The following is a 16,304-nucleotide window of genomic DNA, read 5'->3' as shown; positions in this document are numbered from 1 at the left end:
CCGGTCGGTTACGCGCAGGCTTTTGCAAAAAATAATCCTTGCCAGGATTCATGATCCTGGCAAGGATTGCGCACTCCATTTATAAGCTTGCCTTCAGTTCAAGCAGCGCGTCGCGTAGCTCGGCGGCGCGTTCGAACTGGAGGTTTTTCGCGGCGTCCTTCATCTCGGCCTCCAGGCGGTTGATGACGGACTGGCGGTCCTTCTTGGATAGCTTGTCGACGTCCTCGAGACCGGTCAGATACGCGCTCTTCTGTTCGGCGACCTTCGTCGCTTCGATGACGTCTCGAACCTTCTTGCGAATGGTCTGCGGGGTGATGCCGTGCTTCTCGTTGTAGGCGGTCTGGATCGCGCGGCGGCGTTCGGTCTCGCCGATCGCCTTTGCCATCGAATCCGTGATCTTGTCGCCGTACATGATGACGCGTCCTTCGGCATTGCGCGCCGCCCGGCCGATCGTCTGAATAAGCGAACGCTCGGCGCGGAGGAATCCTTCCTTGTCGGCGTCAAGGATGGCGACCAACGTAACTTCGGGCAAATCGAGACCTTCCCGTAGGAGGTTGATGCCGACAAGCACGTCGAACGTGCCGATTCGCAAGTCGCGCAGAATCGCCATCCGCTCCAGCGTCTTGATGTCGGAATGCAAATAGCGGACCTTGATGCCGACTTCCTTCATATAATCGGTCAGATCCTCCGACATCTTCTTGGTTAGCGTCGTCACGAGCACGCGCTCGTCGCGTTCGATACGGGCACGAATCTCGCCAAGCAGGTCGTCGATCTGCCCCTTTGTCGGACGCACTTCGATGATCGGGTCGACAAGCCCTGTCGGACGGATGATCTGCTGCACCATCGTCGGACAGTTCTCAAGTTCGTACGGCCCCGGCGTCGCCGATACGTAGACGAGCTGCTTCGCTTTGGCCTCGAACTCCTCGAAGCGCAGCGGCCTGTTGTCCTTCGCCGACGGGAGGCGGAAGCCGTGATCCACGAGTACCGTCTTGCGCGCTTGGTCGCCGTTGTACATCGCTCGCACCTGCGGCAGCGTCACGTGGGACTCGTCGATGACGATAAGGTAATCGTCCGGGAAGAAGTCCATGAGCGTGTACGGCGTGGCGCCTCGCTCGCGGAACGTGAGCGGACCCGAGTAGTTCTCGATGCCGGAGCAGAAGCCCATCTCGGCCATCATCTCGAGATCGTAGCGCGTACGCTGCTCCAGTCGCTGCGCTTCAAGCAGCTTGCCTTGCTCGCGCAGCTCGGCGAGTCGCTCCTCCAGCTCGCGCTCGATGTTGACCAGCGCGACCTTCATCTTCTCCTCGGCGGTCACGAAGTGAGACGCCGGGAAGATCGCGACATGCTCGCGAGCGCCGATGATCTCGCCCGTCAAGACGTCGATCTCGGTGATCCGCTCGATCTCGTCGCCGAACATCTCCACCCGGATCGCGCGGTCGCCGACCGACACCGGGAAGATCTCGACGACGTCGCCGCGCACGCGGAACGTCCCGCGCGTGAAGTTCATATCGTTGCGCTGGTATTGAATGTCGACCAGCTTGTGCAGGATCGCGTTGCGCGACTTCTCCATGCCCACGCGCAGACTCAAGCGAAGGTCCCGGTACTCCTCCGGAGAACCGAGACCGTAAATGCATGATACGCTCGCCACGATAATAACGTCGCGACGCTCGAAGAGAGCCGAGGTCGCGGAGTGGCGAAGCTTGTCGATCTCGTCGTTGATGCTGGAGTCTTTCTCGATATAAGTATCCGAGGACGGAATATACGCCTCCGGCTGATAGTAGTCGTAGTAGCTTACAAAGTACTCGACGGCATTTTCCGGGAAAAACTCCTTGAACTCGCTGCACAGCTGCGCAGCCAGCGTCTTGTTGTGCGCGATGACCAGCGTGGGCTTGTTCACCTTGGCGATCGTCTGCGCGATCGTGAACGTCTTCCCCGTCCCCGTCGCGCCGAGCAGCGTCTGATGCCGCTTCCCTTCATGAATGCCGGCGACGAGCTGACGGATCGCTTCCGGCTGATCCCCTTGCGGTTCGTATTCCGATTGCAGCTTGAATCCGGACGGCACTGCCATGTTTAAGCCCACCTCCGTGTCTTGTAGACCAAAGTCCTATATCGTACCCTGCTTCATCTGACCGATAATCAGGATATCCCTTCCAACGAGTCCGAATATGTGTTCTCATTCATTATATCGGGTTCCCGGAAACCAGTCAAAGGAGTGAAGCTGCATGAAGCAGCGCATGGATCAAACAACCTCGTGGGGGATATTGGCGGCCCTCGCTGCGTTGATAGGCGGTTTTTTATGGGAAGGCGGGCATTGGGAAGGGCTCTTCGAAAAAACGGCGCTGCTCATCGTATTTGGCGGCACGTTCGCCGCCGTCGTCGTCAGCTTCCCCGCCTCCAGGCTCAAGCAGATCCCCGAATCGCTGAAGACGGCATTCCGCCCGAGCGCACTGGAGGTAGGAGAACGGATCGACGAACTCGTCGAATTGGCCACGACCGCCCGCCGCGAAGGCGTGCTCGCTCTGGAAAATAAAATCGTCGAGCACCCTGACCCTTTTATCAAAAATGGCCTTCAAATCGTCGTCGACGGCACCGACCCCGAGCTCAGCAGGCAAATCCTCGAATTCGAGATCGACGCCATCGAGCAGCGGATGGAAAACCAGGCGAAAATATTCGAATCTGCCGGCGGATATGCGCCGACGATGGGCATTATCGGCACCGTCATGGGTCTCATCCACGTGCTTAGCAATCTGTCGGATCCCGGCTCGCTCGGTCCGGCGATCGCGGTCGCTTTTACCGCTACGCTGTACGGCGTCGCTTCGGCGAATGTTCTCTACTTGCCGATCGCCTCGAAAATCCGCATCCGCGCCGCAGAGAACGTGCAGTTCACGGAGATGATGCTCGAAGGCATTCTGGCGATCCAGGCCGGGGAAAATCCGGCGCTCATCCGCAAGAAGCTGACTGCCTTCATGCATACGGAGTCGCTGTCTTTCGACCGGAAAAAGGAGGAGAGCGAAGATGGCGCAGAGACGGAGCCGACGCAGCCGAAGCGCGCATGAGAACCATGACCGCTGGCTGATTACCTATGCGGATCTGATCACCCTGTTGCTGATATTTTTCATCATTATGTACGCGATGAGCCAGATCGATATCAAAAAATACGACAGCCTGGCGAAGTCGCTCCAGCTGGAGTTCAATCGGGCGGACAGCATCATCGAGATGGGCACCGGCATCCAAGGAAGCACGGACGTGTCCAAGCACCCGGATCCCGCGCCATCGGCATCCACATCCGCGTCGCCCGCATCCTCGGCCAGCTCAAGCGCGGCGATCGACGCCGAGATTGCCCGCAGACGGGAACAGGCGCTGCAGGACTTGCTGAAGGTCATCGAGACGTACGTCCAGCAAAACAAGCTGCAGCAGGACGTCTTCGTCGGCGATACGCCGCAAGGCATCTCGATCCGCCTGTCCGACAGATTTCTGTTCGATCTCGGAAAAGCCGATCTTAAACCGGACGCCAGACCGGCGTTGGACAAGCTGTCCAGCCTTTTCACCAAGCTGGATACGACAATCTCCATCCAGGGCCATACGGATAACCTGCCGATCCAGCCCGGCTCCGCATTTCAGGACAACTGGGGCTTGTCTTCCGGCCGCGCGCTGTCCGTCCTCCGGTATTTTGTCGACATCCGCAAGCTGCCGGAAGATTTATTCGAAATCGCCGGCTATGCAGACATGCGCCCCGTCGCTGCGAACGATACCGAGGTGAATCGTCAAAAAAATCGCCGCGTGGAGATTCTCGTCGTGCGGCAGCCGGAAGGATCCGCCCGGTAGCGACCGACAGATCGGCCATATTTAAGATAAAAGCCTCCATCAGCGATCGCTGAGGAGGCTTTTGTTTTACAACTTACGGCTCGGGCACGTAATTCTGTCACCCTTAAGCGAAAGCCAGCGCGGCCGCGATGATGACGGCGGCTGCGATGCCGGCATACAATAGGACGCGGTTTCTCGCTGCGCGGCGAACGATTTGTGAAGATACCTTTTGCCGGATCCAGCTCTTTAATTGCGCCAGATCCTCGCTGCCTGACAGACTTCGCGCAGGAATGAGGCTCACGCCCTTCTGGCCGACGTAGAGAACGATCATGCGGCGACCGATCGCAAACCGTCGAACAGCCGTCCAGGCAGCCTGCCCTTGCGCGGTAGGCGTGCGATAGCGGAATCCGGACTCGTCGAACTCGTACTCCCGGTGCTCGGGCGCAAAACGCCGTTTTATCGCTTGCGCCGCTCTGAGATAAGAGGATGCCGGGATAAACAGCCCGAAGGCCAGCAGGAGCCACTGGACAAAATGAAAATGATCCGCCGCTCCCTCTCCTTCCTTTATCATCGAAAGCCCCATGTACAGGAAATTCGCCCCGCATATGAGCATAAAGAAAACAAAGCCGGGACTGCCGTAAAAATGTCTCGTGTTCAACGCCACGAGGTCTTTCTCTGTCGTATCGAACTGCGCCCTCACGGTTTTGGCCATAACTTCCTCCCGCATCCTTTTGCTGCGCTGACGCGCTTGCCGTTTTCATTATACCAACATTTTATCGAACGGACGGGAAATAAAGCTTATAATGAGAGCAAACGAGATCTAACGGAGGCTGAATATGGGATTGTTCGACTTCATTAAGGGCCAGTTTATCGAGGTCATCGAATGGCTGGACGATACCGGTTCGATGGTATACCGCTTTCCTGTCTACGACAACGCTATCAAAATGGGCGCCAAGCTCGTTGTACGCGAGTCGCAAGCAGCCGTATTCGTCAACGAAGGCCAGATCGCCGACGTCTTCGGGCCGGGCACCTATACGCTGAGCACGCAGAACATGCCGGTTCTTACCGCGCTGAAGTCTTGGAAATACGGCTTCAACTCGCCCTTCAAAGCCGATGTATTCTTCGTAAGTACGCGCAATTTTACGCAGCTGAAGTGGGGCACGACAAACCCGGTTCTGATGCGCGACGCGGAATTCGGGATGGTGCGCCTGCGTGGCTTCGGCAACTACGCGCTTAAGGTGAACGATCCTGCCCTGTTTCTGAAAGAAATTTTCGGGACGCAGCAGGACTTCTCGGCGGAAAACGTGGCCGGCTATCTCAAGTCGGTCATCGTCTCCGGCGTAAGCGATCTGTTGGGCGAGTCGAAAATTCCGGCCATCGACCTGGCGGCTTCGTACGATGAATTGAGCCGTGCGGCGGCCGACAAGCTCCAGGCACATTTCATGGCGATGGGCCTCTGGCTGACCGCTCTCACGATCGAGAACATTTCCTTGCCAGAGGAAGTCGAGAAGACGATCGATCGCCGCTCGTCGATGAATATCGTGGGCAACCTCGATCAGTACATGAAGTATCAGACAGCCGAAGCGCTGCGGGAGGCGTCGAACAATCCGGCCGACGGCGCAGCGGGAACGGGCATCGGTCTGGGTGCGGGCATGGCGATGGGACAGGCGATGAGTCAGATGATGCGGCAAAACGAGCAGCAAAACGGCGCGAATGCCGGCGGAGCTTCGAGCGCAGGTTCGGGTGCCGGTTCGGGTGCAGGTTCGGGCGCAGGCTCCGTCGCTCCGGGCAGCGGTTCAGCCGCGAGCGAGCGGGCTGCGCAAGTCGGCGGGGTCGCACCCGACGGGGGCAGCGCGGCGCCGGCGAAAAAGTTCTGTTCGGAATGCGGGCAGCCGCTCGCTCCAAACGCGAAGTTTTGCTCTAACTGCGGAACGAAGGTGTAGTGCAGGATGGCGACAGACGCAAACGCCGCGATCGAGGCTATCCAATTTCCATGCGCGAGCTGCGGTGGAACGATGCTTTTCGACGCGGACAGTCAGCAGTTAAAATGCCAATATTGCGGCCGGCTGCAGGCCATTGACGCCGACGACGCGGTCCCGAGGGAGCATGCGCTGGACGACAGTATGCCAGAAGATGCGGACACGGATTGGGGCTTGGCGCAGCAGACGATCAAATGCCAGTCCTGCGGTGGCGAGAGTCTGATTCCGGCCCTGCAGACGGCGACGCTTTGCCCGTTCTGCGGCTCGCCGAAGGTGCTGCCCCAGCCCGTTGAGGCCGCTGAGGCTACGATTAAGCCCGAATCGCTCATTCCGTTTCAAGTCGACAAAGACGACGCGACAGCCGCCTTCCGGGCTTGGAAAAAGAAACGCTGGTTTCTCCCCGGCGCCTTTAAACGGGAAAACACAAACGCGCGTCTGGCCGGCATCTACATTCCGTATTGGACGTACGATGCGAATACTTCTTCGGCGTACACCGCCGAACGCGGCGACTATCATTATCGGACTGTGACCAGGACGCGCGTCGTAAACGGGAAAACGGAAACCTATACCGAGCAGGAGCGCTACACGGTCTGGCACCGAGTGAGCGGCGATTACGACCGCTTCTTCAACGATGTGCTGATCCCGGCATCCGGCCAGTACGACGCCAGGCTGCTGGAGCGCCTGGGCAACTTCGAGCTGGGCGGACTGCTCGGGTACAAACCGGACTATTTGAGCGGCTATATCGCCGAGCGCTATTCCGTCAACCGAACGCAAGGCTGGGAGCAGGCACGCGAGCGAATCGACGATGTGCTGCGCGACGACATCCGCGCAGAGATCGGCGGCGACGAAGTCCGCTCGCTGAACATCGATACCGGATATTTCAATCGTACGTTCAAGCACCTGCTGCTGCCGGTTTGGAATGCGAGCTACAGCTACAAATCCAAGCCCTACCGCTTCATGGTAAACGGCCAAACGGGACTCGTCTCCGGTCAGGCGCCGCGCAGCGCCTGGAAGATTGCCTTTTTTGTATTGGCATGTCTGGCCGTCGTCGGGGCAATCGTTCTGTGGTATGCGAGCACCCAGCAAACGCCTCAATAAAAATCACGCCCCGCTCCAAAGCAGGGCGTGATTTTTATTCTCCGATCAACTTCAAGCCCACCGCGGCTGCAATGACAAGCGCAAGAAAGAAAAGTCTCGAAGCCTGGCGCGACTCGCCATAAAAAACCATGCCAAGCACGGTCGCGCCGACCGAGCCTATGCCGGTCCACACGGCATAGGCCGTTCCCATCGAGATATCCTGCATCGCGAGGGTCAGCAGGCTGAAGCTGAACAAGAAGCTCACGCAGATGATTATAAGTCCCCACGCGTCCCTGCGGCTGCTCCAACGATTCAACCCCACCGCCCCCGCTACTTCGAACAAGCCTGCGCAAACTAAATATATCCAAGCCATCAGTGCGTCCCCCTTTCCTCTTGATCCGACTTCGGTTTGGGGCCGGACGTCGCTTTTAAGCCGACGATGCCGACGATCATGAGCGCGACAAGCGCCAACTTAGCCGTATTGAGCTCGCCTTCGAAAAACACGGCTTCTCCGATAACCGTCCCTGCTGCGCCAATCCCCGTGAATGCGGCGTAAGCCGTGCCGATCGGCAACACGCGGGTTACCTCCATCAAGCTCCAAAAAGAAAAAGCTAAGGCGATGGCCGTCAGCAGCCATTCCCACCAGGTCGAAGCATGCTTCAAGCCCGATACCCAACCCACTTCCGTCACGCCGGCTGTAACGAGCAGCGTCCAGTATTTTGTCATCGACAATCCCTCTTCCCGCGTTCAAGATGCAAAAAAGCCCGGAAGCATCGGCATGCAAGACGCGCGGCTTAAAAGTCGCGCAACACCTTGCATTCTGATACTCCCGGGCTTTTGTCCCTCCGTGCCGCCTGCCGCACTCGGCAAGGCGCGCCCTCCCTTGGACCAGACGGCCGGCCGAAGCCGCCCCGGAACCCTAGAGGACGAATCCCATCCATATTAACGAACAACGTTTGGACTGTCAAATCCGATTACAGAAAATCTGATTTCAGAAAAAGCGGACAAGCGTCGTATCCGCTTACTATTTGCGACGCCCGCTGCGCGGAGGCAGTCCCTCCGGCACGGGCTTCGCTGCCGCCGTCGGCCCAGCTCCGAAGGCCTGGTCCGCTGCGTCGTCGACGCGTCTTGTCGGCTCTGGCTCTAGAGCCGGCGTTCCTTCGGCCAGAGCCAGGACGCCGTCCCCCGACATCCCTCTGCCCTCAGGCGGTGGTCCGCTTTCCGACGCTGCCGCCTCCTCCGAACCGCCGTGGCTTCTTCGGGCGCCTTGGCCGCGCAGCCTTGCTCCAGCTAGACGGAGTCCCTGGCGCAGCGAGGAAGATCGCGGTGCAGCTACGTACTCAGCATCCTCATCCGGCGCAAGGATGAGGCCAAGCTGGTGATGCTCCCCCGCATATCTGGCCCGCTGGGCAAATTTTACGTTGCCCTCGCGGTTGAGCACCTCGAGCTTCGTGAACGCCGGCTGCAACTGCAGCGCAGCGTGAAGCTCCTCTTTGCTGCGCACCCGGACGCCATTCGCCTTGCTCACCGTCTCGCCTGCGATCAATCCCATCTCGTACGCCGGCGTGCCGGGCAGAACGGCCAGAATGACGACGCCTCTGCCGTCCTGCACATAAACGGGCTGATGCCCCCGCTCGCGCAGCCTTCCCCAGAAGAGCAGACCTTCGTGCAAAATAAATGCCGCTGCGCCGGCCACGATCGTAAGCTGCCCCCAAAACGCTGCGCCGGCTGCCAGCGCCGCGATCGCCAGCCCGTAAAGCAGGAGTCCGCCGCCCATTTCCTTGGCTTTGGCTTCCGGCCAACGAGTCGCCGTCCGGTCCGTAAATCCGATCAGCACCGGGAAGGCCGCCAACGTCCAACCAGCTGCGGCCATCGCAGGCCCGCCGTCCATGCCGAACAGCGGCGTCCACGGCAAGGTCAGCCCGCTGTCGCTCGCCGCCGGCACGAGCCATAGCAACGGGACTGGCCAAAGACCGGACAGCGAATAGGCGCCGATCGGTTTTCCCCGCTTGCCTTCGAGGAACAGCGGCGTCGCATAACGCGAGCCCTGCAGCCGGACGAGAAGCGCTTCCGCAATGTGCAGCAGGCCAGCCAAAAATAACAACGACGGACCATCGATATCTTTTACCGCCTGCCAGACCCGGTTCACCGTATCGTCTCCGTCAGGCACGCCCGTCCATGATAGAATCGTTTGAACGACGGTAAGCGCGCCGGCCGCGTAGGCGAGGCAGACATAACGCAGCTTGAACAACGCAAGCACGAACGTCGCGACCCAGACGCATACGAGCGTCGAAGCGGTGAGCTGTGCGCCGGCTGCAAAGCCGAGCGCGGACAATGCGATGCCCGCGACAAATCCCGCGACGATGCGGGCCGCCGTCATCGGCAGCGTGCCTCGCAGCCTGACATGGAACAACCTGCGCTGCAGCACGTTGCTCTGGCGCGAATGCCACCAAACCATCGCGAGCGCAATATATAAAAAGGGCGATAGAAACAGAACGCCGATACTCTCGCCCGCCAACCGCAACCAATCGATCGTCAGATCCAAGACGAATCCCGCCTTCCGTTTCCTTAATCCGATAAGTATGCCGACCCTACGTATTCGACAGATGGAAGTTCAAATCCTGCCGGAAAGCGTTTTATAAACTTACAAATAGTGGAATCCGTCGATGGATTACCGCCGTTTTACCTCTTTTTAACGGTATCCCCTTTGAGCAGGAAACGCTGCAGGTAACGCTGCGTGCAGTGGCTGCTATAGTGGTGACGGCCTCATTGTAGAACTGTTCGCGCGTCTATCCACGTATGTTACGCCTCCGCATGTCGCCTGTTTGCCTGTTGACCCATCGCCTATCGCCTGACGGAAGGGGATACCGTGCAAAGGCTCCCTCCATGCGCACGTAAGCCTATGACCGGACTGAAGGGGATAACGTTTAAAGGCCTCTATAAATGCGGAATACCTGCTGCCTGACTAAAGGGGATATCGTTAAAAAGGCGCAGGGCGCTACTTCTTTGCGTTAAAAAACGGTCTCCTGCTCGAAGGGGATATCGTTCAAATGTCTCGTACAACATCCTTCTTACGTGCAGCCCCTCGTCCTGACTTAAAGGGATACCGTTCAAACGTGCCGCACATCCATCTCCTGCTCATCATCCCCCGCCTGTTCGAAAGGGATACCGTTTAAATGCCTAAAAATGCGTCAGCCGCCCGGAGCTGCCCCCACCGGTACGGTGAGCGGCGCCATGGGCGGCTGTGCGCGAGGCGACGATTATTTGAGATACGGTGCGGGATTGACCGGCGTGCCGTCCTTGCGGACCTCGAAGTGCAGATGGTAGCCGGTTGCGGTGCCCGTCATGCCGACGAGACCGATTTTTTCGCCGCGCTTGACGGTCTCGCCTTTTTCGACGAGAATTCCGCCCGGCTTCAAGTGGCCATACAGCGTCCAGAGGCCGCCGCCGTGGTTGATGATGATACAGTTGCCGTAGCCGCTCCACGACTGGGCGACGATGACGGTCCCCGATTCGGCCGCGTAAACCGGCGTGCCCTGCGGAACGGCCATGTCCAAGCCCGTGTGCAGCTTGTTCCTCTGTCCGGTCACGGGATGCGTCCGGTAGCCGAACGGCGAGGACAGGCGATATTCCCGTTTTAGCGGAAGGCCAAGCTTGCCGCCAGTGTAGTAAGTTTTAAGCGCCTTTTTCTGCTCCAGCAGCTTCGAGTACTTTTGGCCGAACTCCATCAGCGCGGCTTCGGCTTCTTCGCTGATGTCCTCGGTTTCCTCGATCTTCTGATTAATGCTCGCGACGAGCACTTCTTTTTCTTTTTCCTGGTCCTGAAGCTCGGCTTTTTTGTCGGCCATGTCGCTGTACAGCTTTTTGACAGAAGCCAGGTCCGCTTCGACCTGCGCCTTCTTGTCGGCGACGAGCGCCTTGTAGCTCTCGGTCTGCGACAGCACTTCTTTATCCTGCTCCATGATGGACTGCAGCGACTGGAACCGGCCTACGAAGTCCGAGAAGCTCTTGGAGCTTAGCAGCACGTCCAGATAAGAGACGGAGCCGTTCATGTAAATAAGCCGGATCCGGTCCCTCAACTGCTCGTCCCTGCTCTGTCTGGAGGCTTCGGCGGACTCTAGCTCCGATGTCGTCTTCAGCAGCTTGGCCTCGGCGGACTCGATCTTGGCTTGGGTCGCGTCGAGCTGGTCCGACGTCTGCTGAATTTGCTTGAGCAGCGTAAACATATCCGTCTTGGCAAGCGCCTTTTTATTCGTGAGGTCCTCGCTCCGGCGCTCGGCTGCCTTTTTGCTTTCCGCGGCAGCGTTCATCTGGGCCTGAATCTCCTTGAGCTGCCGTTCGATCTTCTGCATCTTCGTCTCCGCGTGGCTCTCGTACGGCCGAACGAGAAATACGACGCCCAGCAGCATAACCAGTACTGCGATCAATCTTTTATTCACGCATGTTCTCCTCCATCATCTGATCATGAACGGCAAGAGCTACACCTTCAAATGCTTGCGAACCGACACGACGCTGCCCCAGACGCCGATCAACGTGCCCAGCGCGACGAGCGTGCCGCCAACCAGCCAGCCGACTTTGTTCATGTCGACGACCTCGATCATCATGAGGCCCATATTGTAATGCGTCGATGCGATCAGCTCGGAATACCCGTACAGCAGCAGCGCCGTCGTGATGCCGGAGCCCGCCAGTCCGATGATGATCCCTTCGATAAAGAACGGCCAGCGGATAAAATTGTTCGTGGCGCCGACGAGCTTCATAATGCCGATCTCTCTGCGCCGCGCCAGTATCGTCATCTTGATCGTCGTGGAGATGAGGAACATCGCCATGACCGCAAGTCCCGCTACAACGACGAGGCCGACGTTGCGAACGGCGTTCGTGATGCGGAACAGTTTTTCGACGTAGCCTTGTCCGTACTTGACGCTGAGGATCGGCTTGTCCGTGTCAGTCTCGTTAAACGCCTCAATCTGCTTGGCCACATAAGCTACCTGCTGCGCGTCGAACAGCTCGACCTCGAACGCGTCCGGGAGCGGATTGGAATCCTTGTAGCCGTCGAGCGCGCCTTTTACGTCCTCGTCCAGATCCTCGCGCAGCTTCTCAAGCCCCTCCTCCTTGGAGACGAAGGTGACCTGCTTGACCTCGGCGATGTTGCCGATGCGCGTTTTCAGCTCGTCGATCTTGGACTGGCCGATCTCCGACTCGAGGTACACGTTGACTTGAACCTGACTGTCGAACTGGTCGGCCCACTGGTTCACGTTGAGCGCGAGGAGCATGAACACGCCCAGCACGAACAGCGACACGACGATCGATCCGATCGAAGCGAACGACATCCAGCCGTTGCGAAAGACGTTCTTGACACCTTCGCGGATGTGGCGCACGAGGGTGCTAAACTTCATAGCCGTAATCCCCTCTCTGCTGGTCCCGCACGATGGTGCCCCGTTCGATCGCGATGACCCGTTTGCGGAGGGTGTTGACGATTTCCTTGTTGTGAGTGGCCATGACGATCGTGGTGCCGCGGAAATTGATCTCTTCGAGCAGCTTCATGATCCCCCAGGAGGTTTCGGGATCGAGGTTGCCGGTGGGCTCGTCCGCCACGATGACGGAAGGGTTGTTGACGATCGCTCTGGCGATCGCGACGCGCTGCTGCTCGCCGCCGGAAAGCTGGGCGGGCAGGCTGCTCGCCTTGTGCTTCAGTCCGACGAGCTCGAGCACTTCCATCGTGCGGCGGCGTATCTGCCGCTTCGGCGACTCGACGACCTCCATCGCGAAGGCCACATTTTCGTACACGGATAGCTTGGGGAGCAGGCGAAAATCCTGGAATACGACGCCGATATTGCGGCGAACGTACGGAATCTTGCGTTGCTTGAGCTTGCCTATATTGAACCCGTTGACCGACAGCTGCCCCTTGGTCGGCACTTCCTCGCAATAGAACAGCTTCATGAACGACGACTTGCCGGCGCCGAAAGGGCCGACGACGTAGACGAACTCGTTGCGGTCGATCACGATGTTGATGCCTTGCAGGGCGGGCGTGCCGTCCGGATAGGTCTTCCATATGTCGTGCATTTCGATCACGCGATCACTTCCTGTTTCATTGTTGGACAGCCCGTGCATGTATACGTTCCGGGAGCGCTTCCCGTCGAAAGGCTAAAGTTCCGCAGACTAATGGTACTTCGACATCTTGCCGGCAAATCCTTTATTTGTCGAGCTTTATCTGGCGCACGGACGCGTATTCGCGCTTGTTTCGGCTTGCGTTTTTGTCGATTTTCGTTATTTTGAGAAATTTTTAATCTGTCGGGAATTCTAAGGTGGAACGTTTTTGCGGAAGGAGGGATCATCGGAAATGGGCAACCGATTCTTTCGGATCGCGGCAGTGGTCCTTGCGCTAATCGTCGGCGTGGAAGCCGGGACGGCCGCGGCGGGTCGTGCGCTGGCGGCTGGTTCGACCGCCGCAGACTCGACTGTCGTGGGCCCGGACGCCGCGGACGCGACTGCCTTGGGTTCGCCCGCAGTGGGCTCGACCACCGTCGCAGGCTATGGGTCGGCTGCCCGAGAGACAGCGATGAATGCGCTCACGGGCGGCGGGGCTGCCGGGGGAGCGTTGTTGGCCAGCGGGAACGCGGGGGCTGCGGCGGTCGCGAAACGCGGAACGCGCCATTCTCGCGCGCTGCCGGCAAACGTATCCGTGGGCGGCTTGGCGTTAGGCGGGATGAGCGCGGATGCCGCAATCGCCAAGATACGGGCGCGAATCGAGGCGAGGCTAGACGAGCGCGTGACGCTCGTCCATGAGCGTCGGCAGCTCTCCCCTGGCCAAGACGCGTCCGGGTCGGCGCTCTCCTGGCGCGAGCTTGGGCTCCATTTGAACGCCGAGGAAGCGATAAGGGCGATCGCGCAATTCCGGGACGCAGGCTGGCTGGATCGGCGGGCCGCTGCGCGGGCGGTCGCGAAACGTTTCCCGGTCGAAGCCGTCTGGGACGAGGAGATGTTCGCGGCGAAGGCCGAAGCGATGTGGGGGGCGATCGCGGAAAAGGCGCCGATCGACGCCGTTCGCGCGATCGATGCCTCCGATCGCGTCGTCTATGTGCCGGAAACGCCGGGCGAGACGCTCGATCTTTCTTCGCTGCTGGCCGAATTCAAAAAGCATGCGCCAGCGACGCTCGGCAAAACGGCACCAGCTGCAAACGAGCCGCTGGAGATCGAGGCGCGTCTGCCCGTCGTTCTCGTGCAGCCCGAGATCACGACGGCGGCGCTGCAGGCGCAAGGCATCTCGCGCAAGATCGCCGAGTTTTCCACCTCCTTCGCGGCGAGCGGCGAAGGTCGCGTCCATAACGTCAAGGCGACCGCCGACGCCTTGGACGACATCGTGCTTCTGCCCGGCGAGACGTTCGATTACGGCGCCGTCGTCGCCAAGGCACGGCGGGATTACGGTTACCGGGCGGCTCCCGTCATCCTGAAGGGCAAGCTCGTCCCGGGCATCGGCGGCGGCATCTGCCAGGTTTCGAGCACGCTTTACAACGCAGTCCTGCGCGCCTCGAATCTTGAGATCGTCGAGCGGCGCAACCACTCGCTGCCCGTGAATTACTTGCCGCAAGGCACGGACGCGACTTTTGCGGAGGGGTCGATCAATTTCCGGTTTCGCAACGATACGGGAAAACGGCTGCTTATTAAAGCCTCGGTTCGAGAAAAAAGGTTGACGGTCAAGCTGTTCGGCACGATGGCGGACAATGTGAGGTATGAGCTGGAGACGGTTCGCGTAAAAGATATTCCACCCCCCACCGTGTACAGAACGGACGCAGGCATCCCCGTTGGCTTGTCGCACCTTCTGCAGGCAGGAAGGCCGGGCGCTGTCGTGGACACGTACCGGTTGAAGTACGTGGACGGCCGGTTAGCCGCGCGCAGCAAGCTGAACCGCTCCGTCTACCGCGCTCAGGATGCAGTCTTCGCGGTAAATCCCGCGGACGCGCGCGCGAGACGCTCGGAGACGCCGCCTGCGCCGCAAGGACGGACGCCGGCAGAGCCGATGTGAGGAAATGCAAAAGCCGCCGGGCCTTCGGCGGCTTGAATTTTGGGTTTACTTGGCCGCCCAGGAAGACAAGCGACAATCGTATGGCTGGCGCTCCGGCTCTACGCCGCAGGAATAGGCCAGCCGGTTGGTCAGATCGACGAGCGTGAGGCGGCAGCCGTGCTTCGCGCCCGTGTCGATCCCGATCCGGTCGCGGCCCAGCCACAGCTCGCCTGCCGGCGCGCCTAGCTTGAAGGTCGGCGTATGGCCGAAAACGACCGTATACGGGAGCGGTCCGCCGTCCGCCCAGAACTCGCCGCGAATCTCGGTCAAGTCCGATGCGCTTTGCTTGGCCGGCGGCAGTCCCGGGCGGATGCCGGCATGGGCGAACAGGAAACCTTCCTCCCGCCAATACAGAGGCGTCTCGTTCAGGAAACGCAGCTCTTCCGCGTCGGCGGGCAAGCCTTCGCCGCGCGCGGAGGCGTCGAGCAGCCACCGCTCCATGTTGCCGAGCACGGCGCGCGCGCCTTCCTTGACCAGCGCCATCGCCTCCTTAAGCGCAGGCCAGCTCTCGCGCTCCCGGTTGATGAAGTCGCCGAGCAGGTAGAGCCGATCTTTGCCCGGCGCGTATTCGGCCATGCGCAGCAAGGCGCGCATCGCCGCCGCGTGGCCGTGTATGTCGGAGATGACGAGTATGCGGGTCATGTGAATCCTTCTCTACCTTTCACTGCCGGCGTCGGCCGGGTACAAGTAGGTCTCGTCGACGGGAAAACGCAGCCAGCCGCGCGCCCCCGCCTTTAGAGGCTCATGATGAAATAACGAAAGCATCTCGCCGGTCCCGATCTCCGCCAGCACGCGCCAGCGATTGCCTTCGAAGGCGCTGTGCGCGATGCGGGCGGCCAGCCGGTTGAAGGCCGGCGCCCCGCGGAAAACGACCTCGCTGGAGCCGGCAGTACCGGCCTCCGCCCCCGCGGCAACCTCTTGGCTCGGGTCGGATGCCCGGGCATCCTCGGTCTCCCAAGCCGCCGCGTCCGGACGGAACAGCGCGATGGCCGGCCCTGCCGGACGGCGGGCGCTCCAATCGGACGCCGTCCGTCCGGTTACGAAGGAGCCGTCCAGACGGATGGCAGGCACCGCCTCGCCTTCGGCGATCGGCCCTGCGAGGCGGTTGCCCGCGCCAAGCAGCGAGGCGACGGATGCCGTCGCGGGCCGGCGATAGCAGGCTTCGGGACTGTCGATCTGGTCGATCCTGCCGTTGCGCATGATGACGAGCCGGTCCGCCATCGCAAACGCCTCTTCGGGATCGTGCGTCACATGGAACACGGTCGTCCCCAGCTTGCGTAGCAGGTACGACAGCTCCGTCCGCATCTCGATGCGAAGCCGCATGTCGAGATTGGACATCGGCTCGACGAGCAGCAGCAGATCCGGCTGCGTCGCCAGGGCGCGCG

General features: G+C 60.1%; 15 protein-coding genes and 1 riboswitch. Of the genes, 5 read left to right on the top strand and 10 right to left on the bottom strand.

Translation table 11 applies throughout. The features are described 5' to 3' along the window. Window positions 1-79: 79 nt before the first annotated feature. Window positions 80-2,068 (bottom strand): excinuclease ABC subunit UvrB, encoded by a 1,989-nt coding sequence (gene uvrB / locus KVT38_RS28180; RefSeq protein ID WP_254639626.1) that lies wholly within the window; start codon window positions 2,066-2,068, stop codon window positions 80-82. Window positions 2,069-2,234: 166 nt separating this feature from the next. Between uvrB and KVT38_RS28175 the strand changes: the two genes are divergently transcribed. Then, the gene (locus KVT38_RS28175) at window positions 2,235-3,056 is read left to right on the top strand and encodes a flagellar motor protein (protein ID WP_217597097.1); all 822 of its coding nucleotides are present in this window, start codon (window positions 2,235-2,237) and stop codon (window positions 3,054-3,056) included. Beyond that, window positions 3,016-3,825 (top strand): OmpA/MotB family protein, encoded by an 810-nt coding sequence (locus tag KVT38_RS28170; protein WP_217597078.1) that lies wholly within the window; start codon window positions 3,016-3,018, stop codon window positions 3,823-3,825. Before KVT38_RS28175 ends, KVT38_RS28170 begins: the two co-directional genes overlap by 41 nt. A 103-nt stretch (window positions 3,826-3,928) precedes the next feature. On the opposite strand, the gene KVT38_RS28165 is transcribed toward KVT38_RS28170, so the two are convergent. After that, the gene (locus tag KVT38_RS28165; protein WP_217597077.1) at window positions 3,929-4,516 is read right to left on the bottom strand and encodes a YcxB family protein; all 588 of its coding nucleotides are present in this window, start codon (window positions 4,514-4,516) and stop codon (window positions 3,929-3,931) included. Window positions 4,517-4,640: 124 nt separating this feature from the next. On the opposite strand from KVT38_RS28165, the gene KVT38_RS28160 reads away from it, so the two are divergent. Together KVT38_RS28160 and KVT38_RS28155 are read left to right on the top strand one after the other, a co-directional pair. Further along, window positions 4,641-5,747: an SPFH domain-containing protein gene (locus tag KVT38_RS28160; protein WP_217597076.1), complete on the top strand. Its 1,107-nt coding sequence runs from the start codon at window positions 4,641-4,643 to the stop codon at window positions 5,745-5,747. A 6-nt stretch (window positions 5,748-5,753) separates the two neighbouring features. Further along, window positions 5,754-6,881 (top strand): TFIIB-type zinc ribbon-containing protein, encoded by a 1,128-nt coding sequence (locus KVT38_RS28155; protein ID WP_217597075.1) that lies wholly within the window; start codon window positions 5,754-5,756, stop codon window positions 6,879-6,881. A gap of 34 nt (window positions 6,882-6,915) precedes the next feature. Here KVT38_RS28155 and KVT38_RS28150 read toward each other — a convergent pair whose 3' ends face one another. From KVT38_RS28150 to ftsE, 6 genes are all read right to left on the bottom strand, one after another. Further along, a complete protein-coding gene (locus KVT38_RS28150) occupies window positions 6,916-7,233 on the bottom strand; it encodes a DMT family transporter (RefSeq protein ID WP_217597074.1) in 318 nt (105 codons plus the stop codon). Continuing rightward, on the bottom strand, window positions 7,233-7,586 hold the full coding sequence (locus KVT38_RS28145; RefSeq protein WP_217597073.1) for a DMT family transporter: 354 nt from the start codon (window positions 7,584-7,586) through the stop codon (window positions 7,233-7,235). The genes KVT38_RS28150 and KVT38_RS28145 overlap by 1 nt, the downstream gene beginning before the upstream one ends. A gap of 98 nt (window positions 7,587-7,684) precedes the next feature. Next, window positions 7,685-7,794: riboswitch (guanidine-I (ykkC/yxkD leader) on the bottom strand. 90 nt (window positions 7,795-7,884) lie between these two features. Then, the gene (locus KVT38_RS28140; protein WP_217597072.1) at window positions 7,885-9,405 is read right to left on the bottom strand and encodes a PDZ domain-containing protein; all 1,521 of its coding nucleotides are present in this window, start codon (window positions 9,403-9,405) and stop codon (window positions 7,885-7,887) included. Window positions 9,406-10,120: 715 nt separating this feature from the next. Continuing rightward, window positions 10,121-11,299 (bottom strand): murein hydrolase activator EnvC family protein, encoded by a 1,179-nt coding sequence (locus KVT38_RS28135; protein ID WP_217597071.1) that lies wholly within the window; start codon window positions 11,297-11,299, stop codon window positions 10,121-10,123. A 39-nt stretch (window positions 11,300-11,338) separates the two neighbouring features. Continuing rightward, window positions 11,339-12,253, bottom strand: coding sequence for a permease-like cell division protein FtsX (gene ftsX / locus KVT38_RS28130; RefSeq protein ID WP_217597070.1), 915 nt, complete (start codon window positions 12,251-12,253; stop codon window positions 11,339-11,341). Then, window positions 12,243-12,929, bottom strand: a complete 687-nt coding sequence (gene ftsE, locus KVT38_RS28125) for a cell division ATP-binding protein FtsE (RefSeq protein ID WP_217597069.1) — start codon at window positions 12,927-12,929, stop codon at window positions 12,243-12,245. The genes ftsX and ftsE overlap by 11 nt, the downstream gene beginning before the upstream one ends. A 268-nt stretch (window positions 12,930-13,197) precedes the next feature. Here ftsE and KVT38_RS28120 point away from each other — a divergent pair, with 268 nt between their 5' ends. After that, window positions 13,198-14,880 (top strand): VanW family protein, encoded by a 1,683-nt coding sequence (locus KVT38_RS28120; RefSeq protein ID WP_217597068.1) that lies wholly within the window; start codon window positions 13,198-13,200, stop codon window positions 14,878-14,880. Between the two features lie 45 nt (window positions 14,881-14,925). Here KVT38_RS28120 and KVT38_RS28115 read toward each other — a convergent pair whose 3' ends face one another. Together KVT38_RS28115 and KVT38_RS28110 are read right to left on the bottom strand one after the other, a co-directional pair. Beyond that, a complete protein-coding gene (locus KVT38_RS28115) occupies window positions 14,926-15,561 on the bottom strand; it encodes a metallophosphoesterase family protein (protein ID WP_217597067.1) in 636 nt (211 codons plus the stop codon). Window positions 15,562-15,573: 12 nt separating this feature from the next. Beyond that, a partial coding sequence (locus KVT38_RS28110) for an ABC transporter ATP-binding protein (protein ID WP_368859173.1) occupies window positions 15,574-16,304 on the bottom strand: 731 nt, incomplete at its 5' end.

The sequence above is a fragment of the Cohnella sp. GbtcB17 genome (assembly GCF_019091135.1).
Taxonomy (GTDB): domain Bacteria; phylum Bacillota; class Bacilli; order Paenibacillales; family Paenibacillaceae; genus Cohnella.
This window is presented reverse-complemented; position numbering and strand designations above follow the sequence as displayed.

Excerpts from the sequence above, each read along its gene's own strand:
- KVT38_RS28115 (WP_217597067.1), bottom strand. The coding sequence starts at position 15,561 with ATGACCCGCATACTCGTCATCTCCGACATACACGGCCACGCGGCGGCG.
- KVT38_RS28175 (WP_217597097.1), top strand. The coding sequence starts at position 2,235 with ATGGATCAAACAACCTCGTGGGGGATATTGGCGGCCCTCGCTGCGTTG.
- KVT38_RS28160 (WP_217597076.1), top strand. The coding sequence starts at position 4,641 with ATGGGATTGTTCGACTTCATTAAGGGCCAGTTTATCGAGGTCATCGAA.
- KVT38_RS28120 (WP_217597068.1), top strand. The coding sequence starts at position 13,198 with ATGGGCAACCGATTCTTTCGGATCGCGGCAGTGGTCCTTGCGCTAATC.
- uvrB (WP_254639626.1), bottom strand. The coding sequence starts at position 2,068 with ATGGCAGTGCCGTCCGGATTCAAGCTGCAATCGGAATACGAACCGCAA.
- ftsX (WP_217597070.1), bottom strand. The coding sequence starts at position 12,253 with ATGAAGTTTAGCACCCTCGTGCGCCACATCCGCGAAGGTGTCAAGAAC.
- KVT38_RS28170 (WP_217597078.1), top strand. The coding sequence starts at position 3,016 with ATGGCGCAGAGACGGAGCCGACGCAGCCGAAGCGCGCATGAGAACCAT.
- KVT38_RS28150 (WP_217597074.1), bottom strand. The coding sequence starts at position 7,233 with ATGGCTTGGATATATTTAGTTTGCGCAGGCTTGTTCGAAGTAGCGGGG.
- KVT38_RS28155 (WP_217597075.1), top strand. The coding sequence starts at position 5,754 with ATGGCGACAGACGCAAACGCCGCGATCGAGGCTATCCAATTTCCATGC.
- KVT38_RS28145 (WP_217597073.1), bottom strand. The coding sequence starts at position 7,586 with ATGACAAAATACTGGACGCTGCTCGTTACAGCCGGCGTGACGGAAGTG.
- KVT38_RS28165 (WP_217597077.1), bottom strand. The coding sequence starts at position 4,516 with ATGGCCAAAACCGTGAGGGCGCAGTTCGATACGACAGAGAAAGACCTC.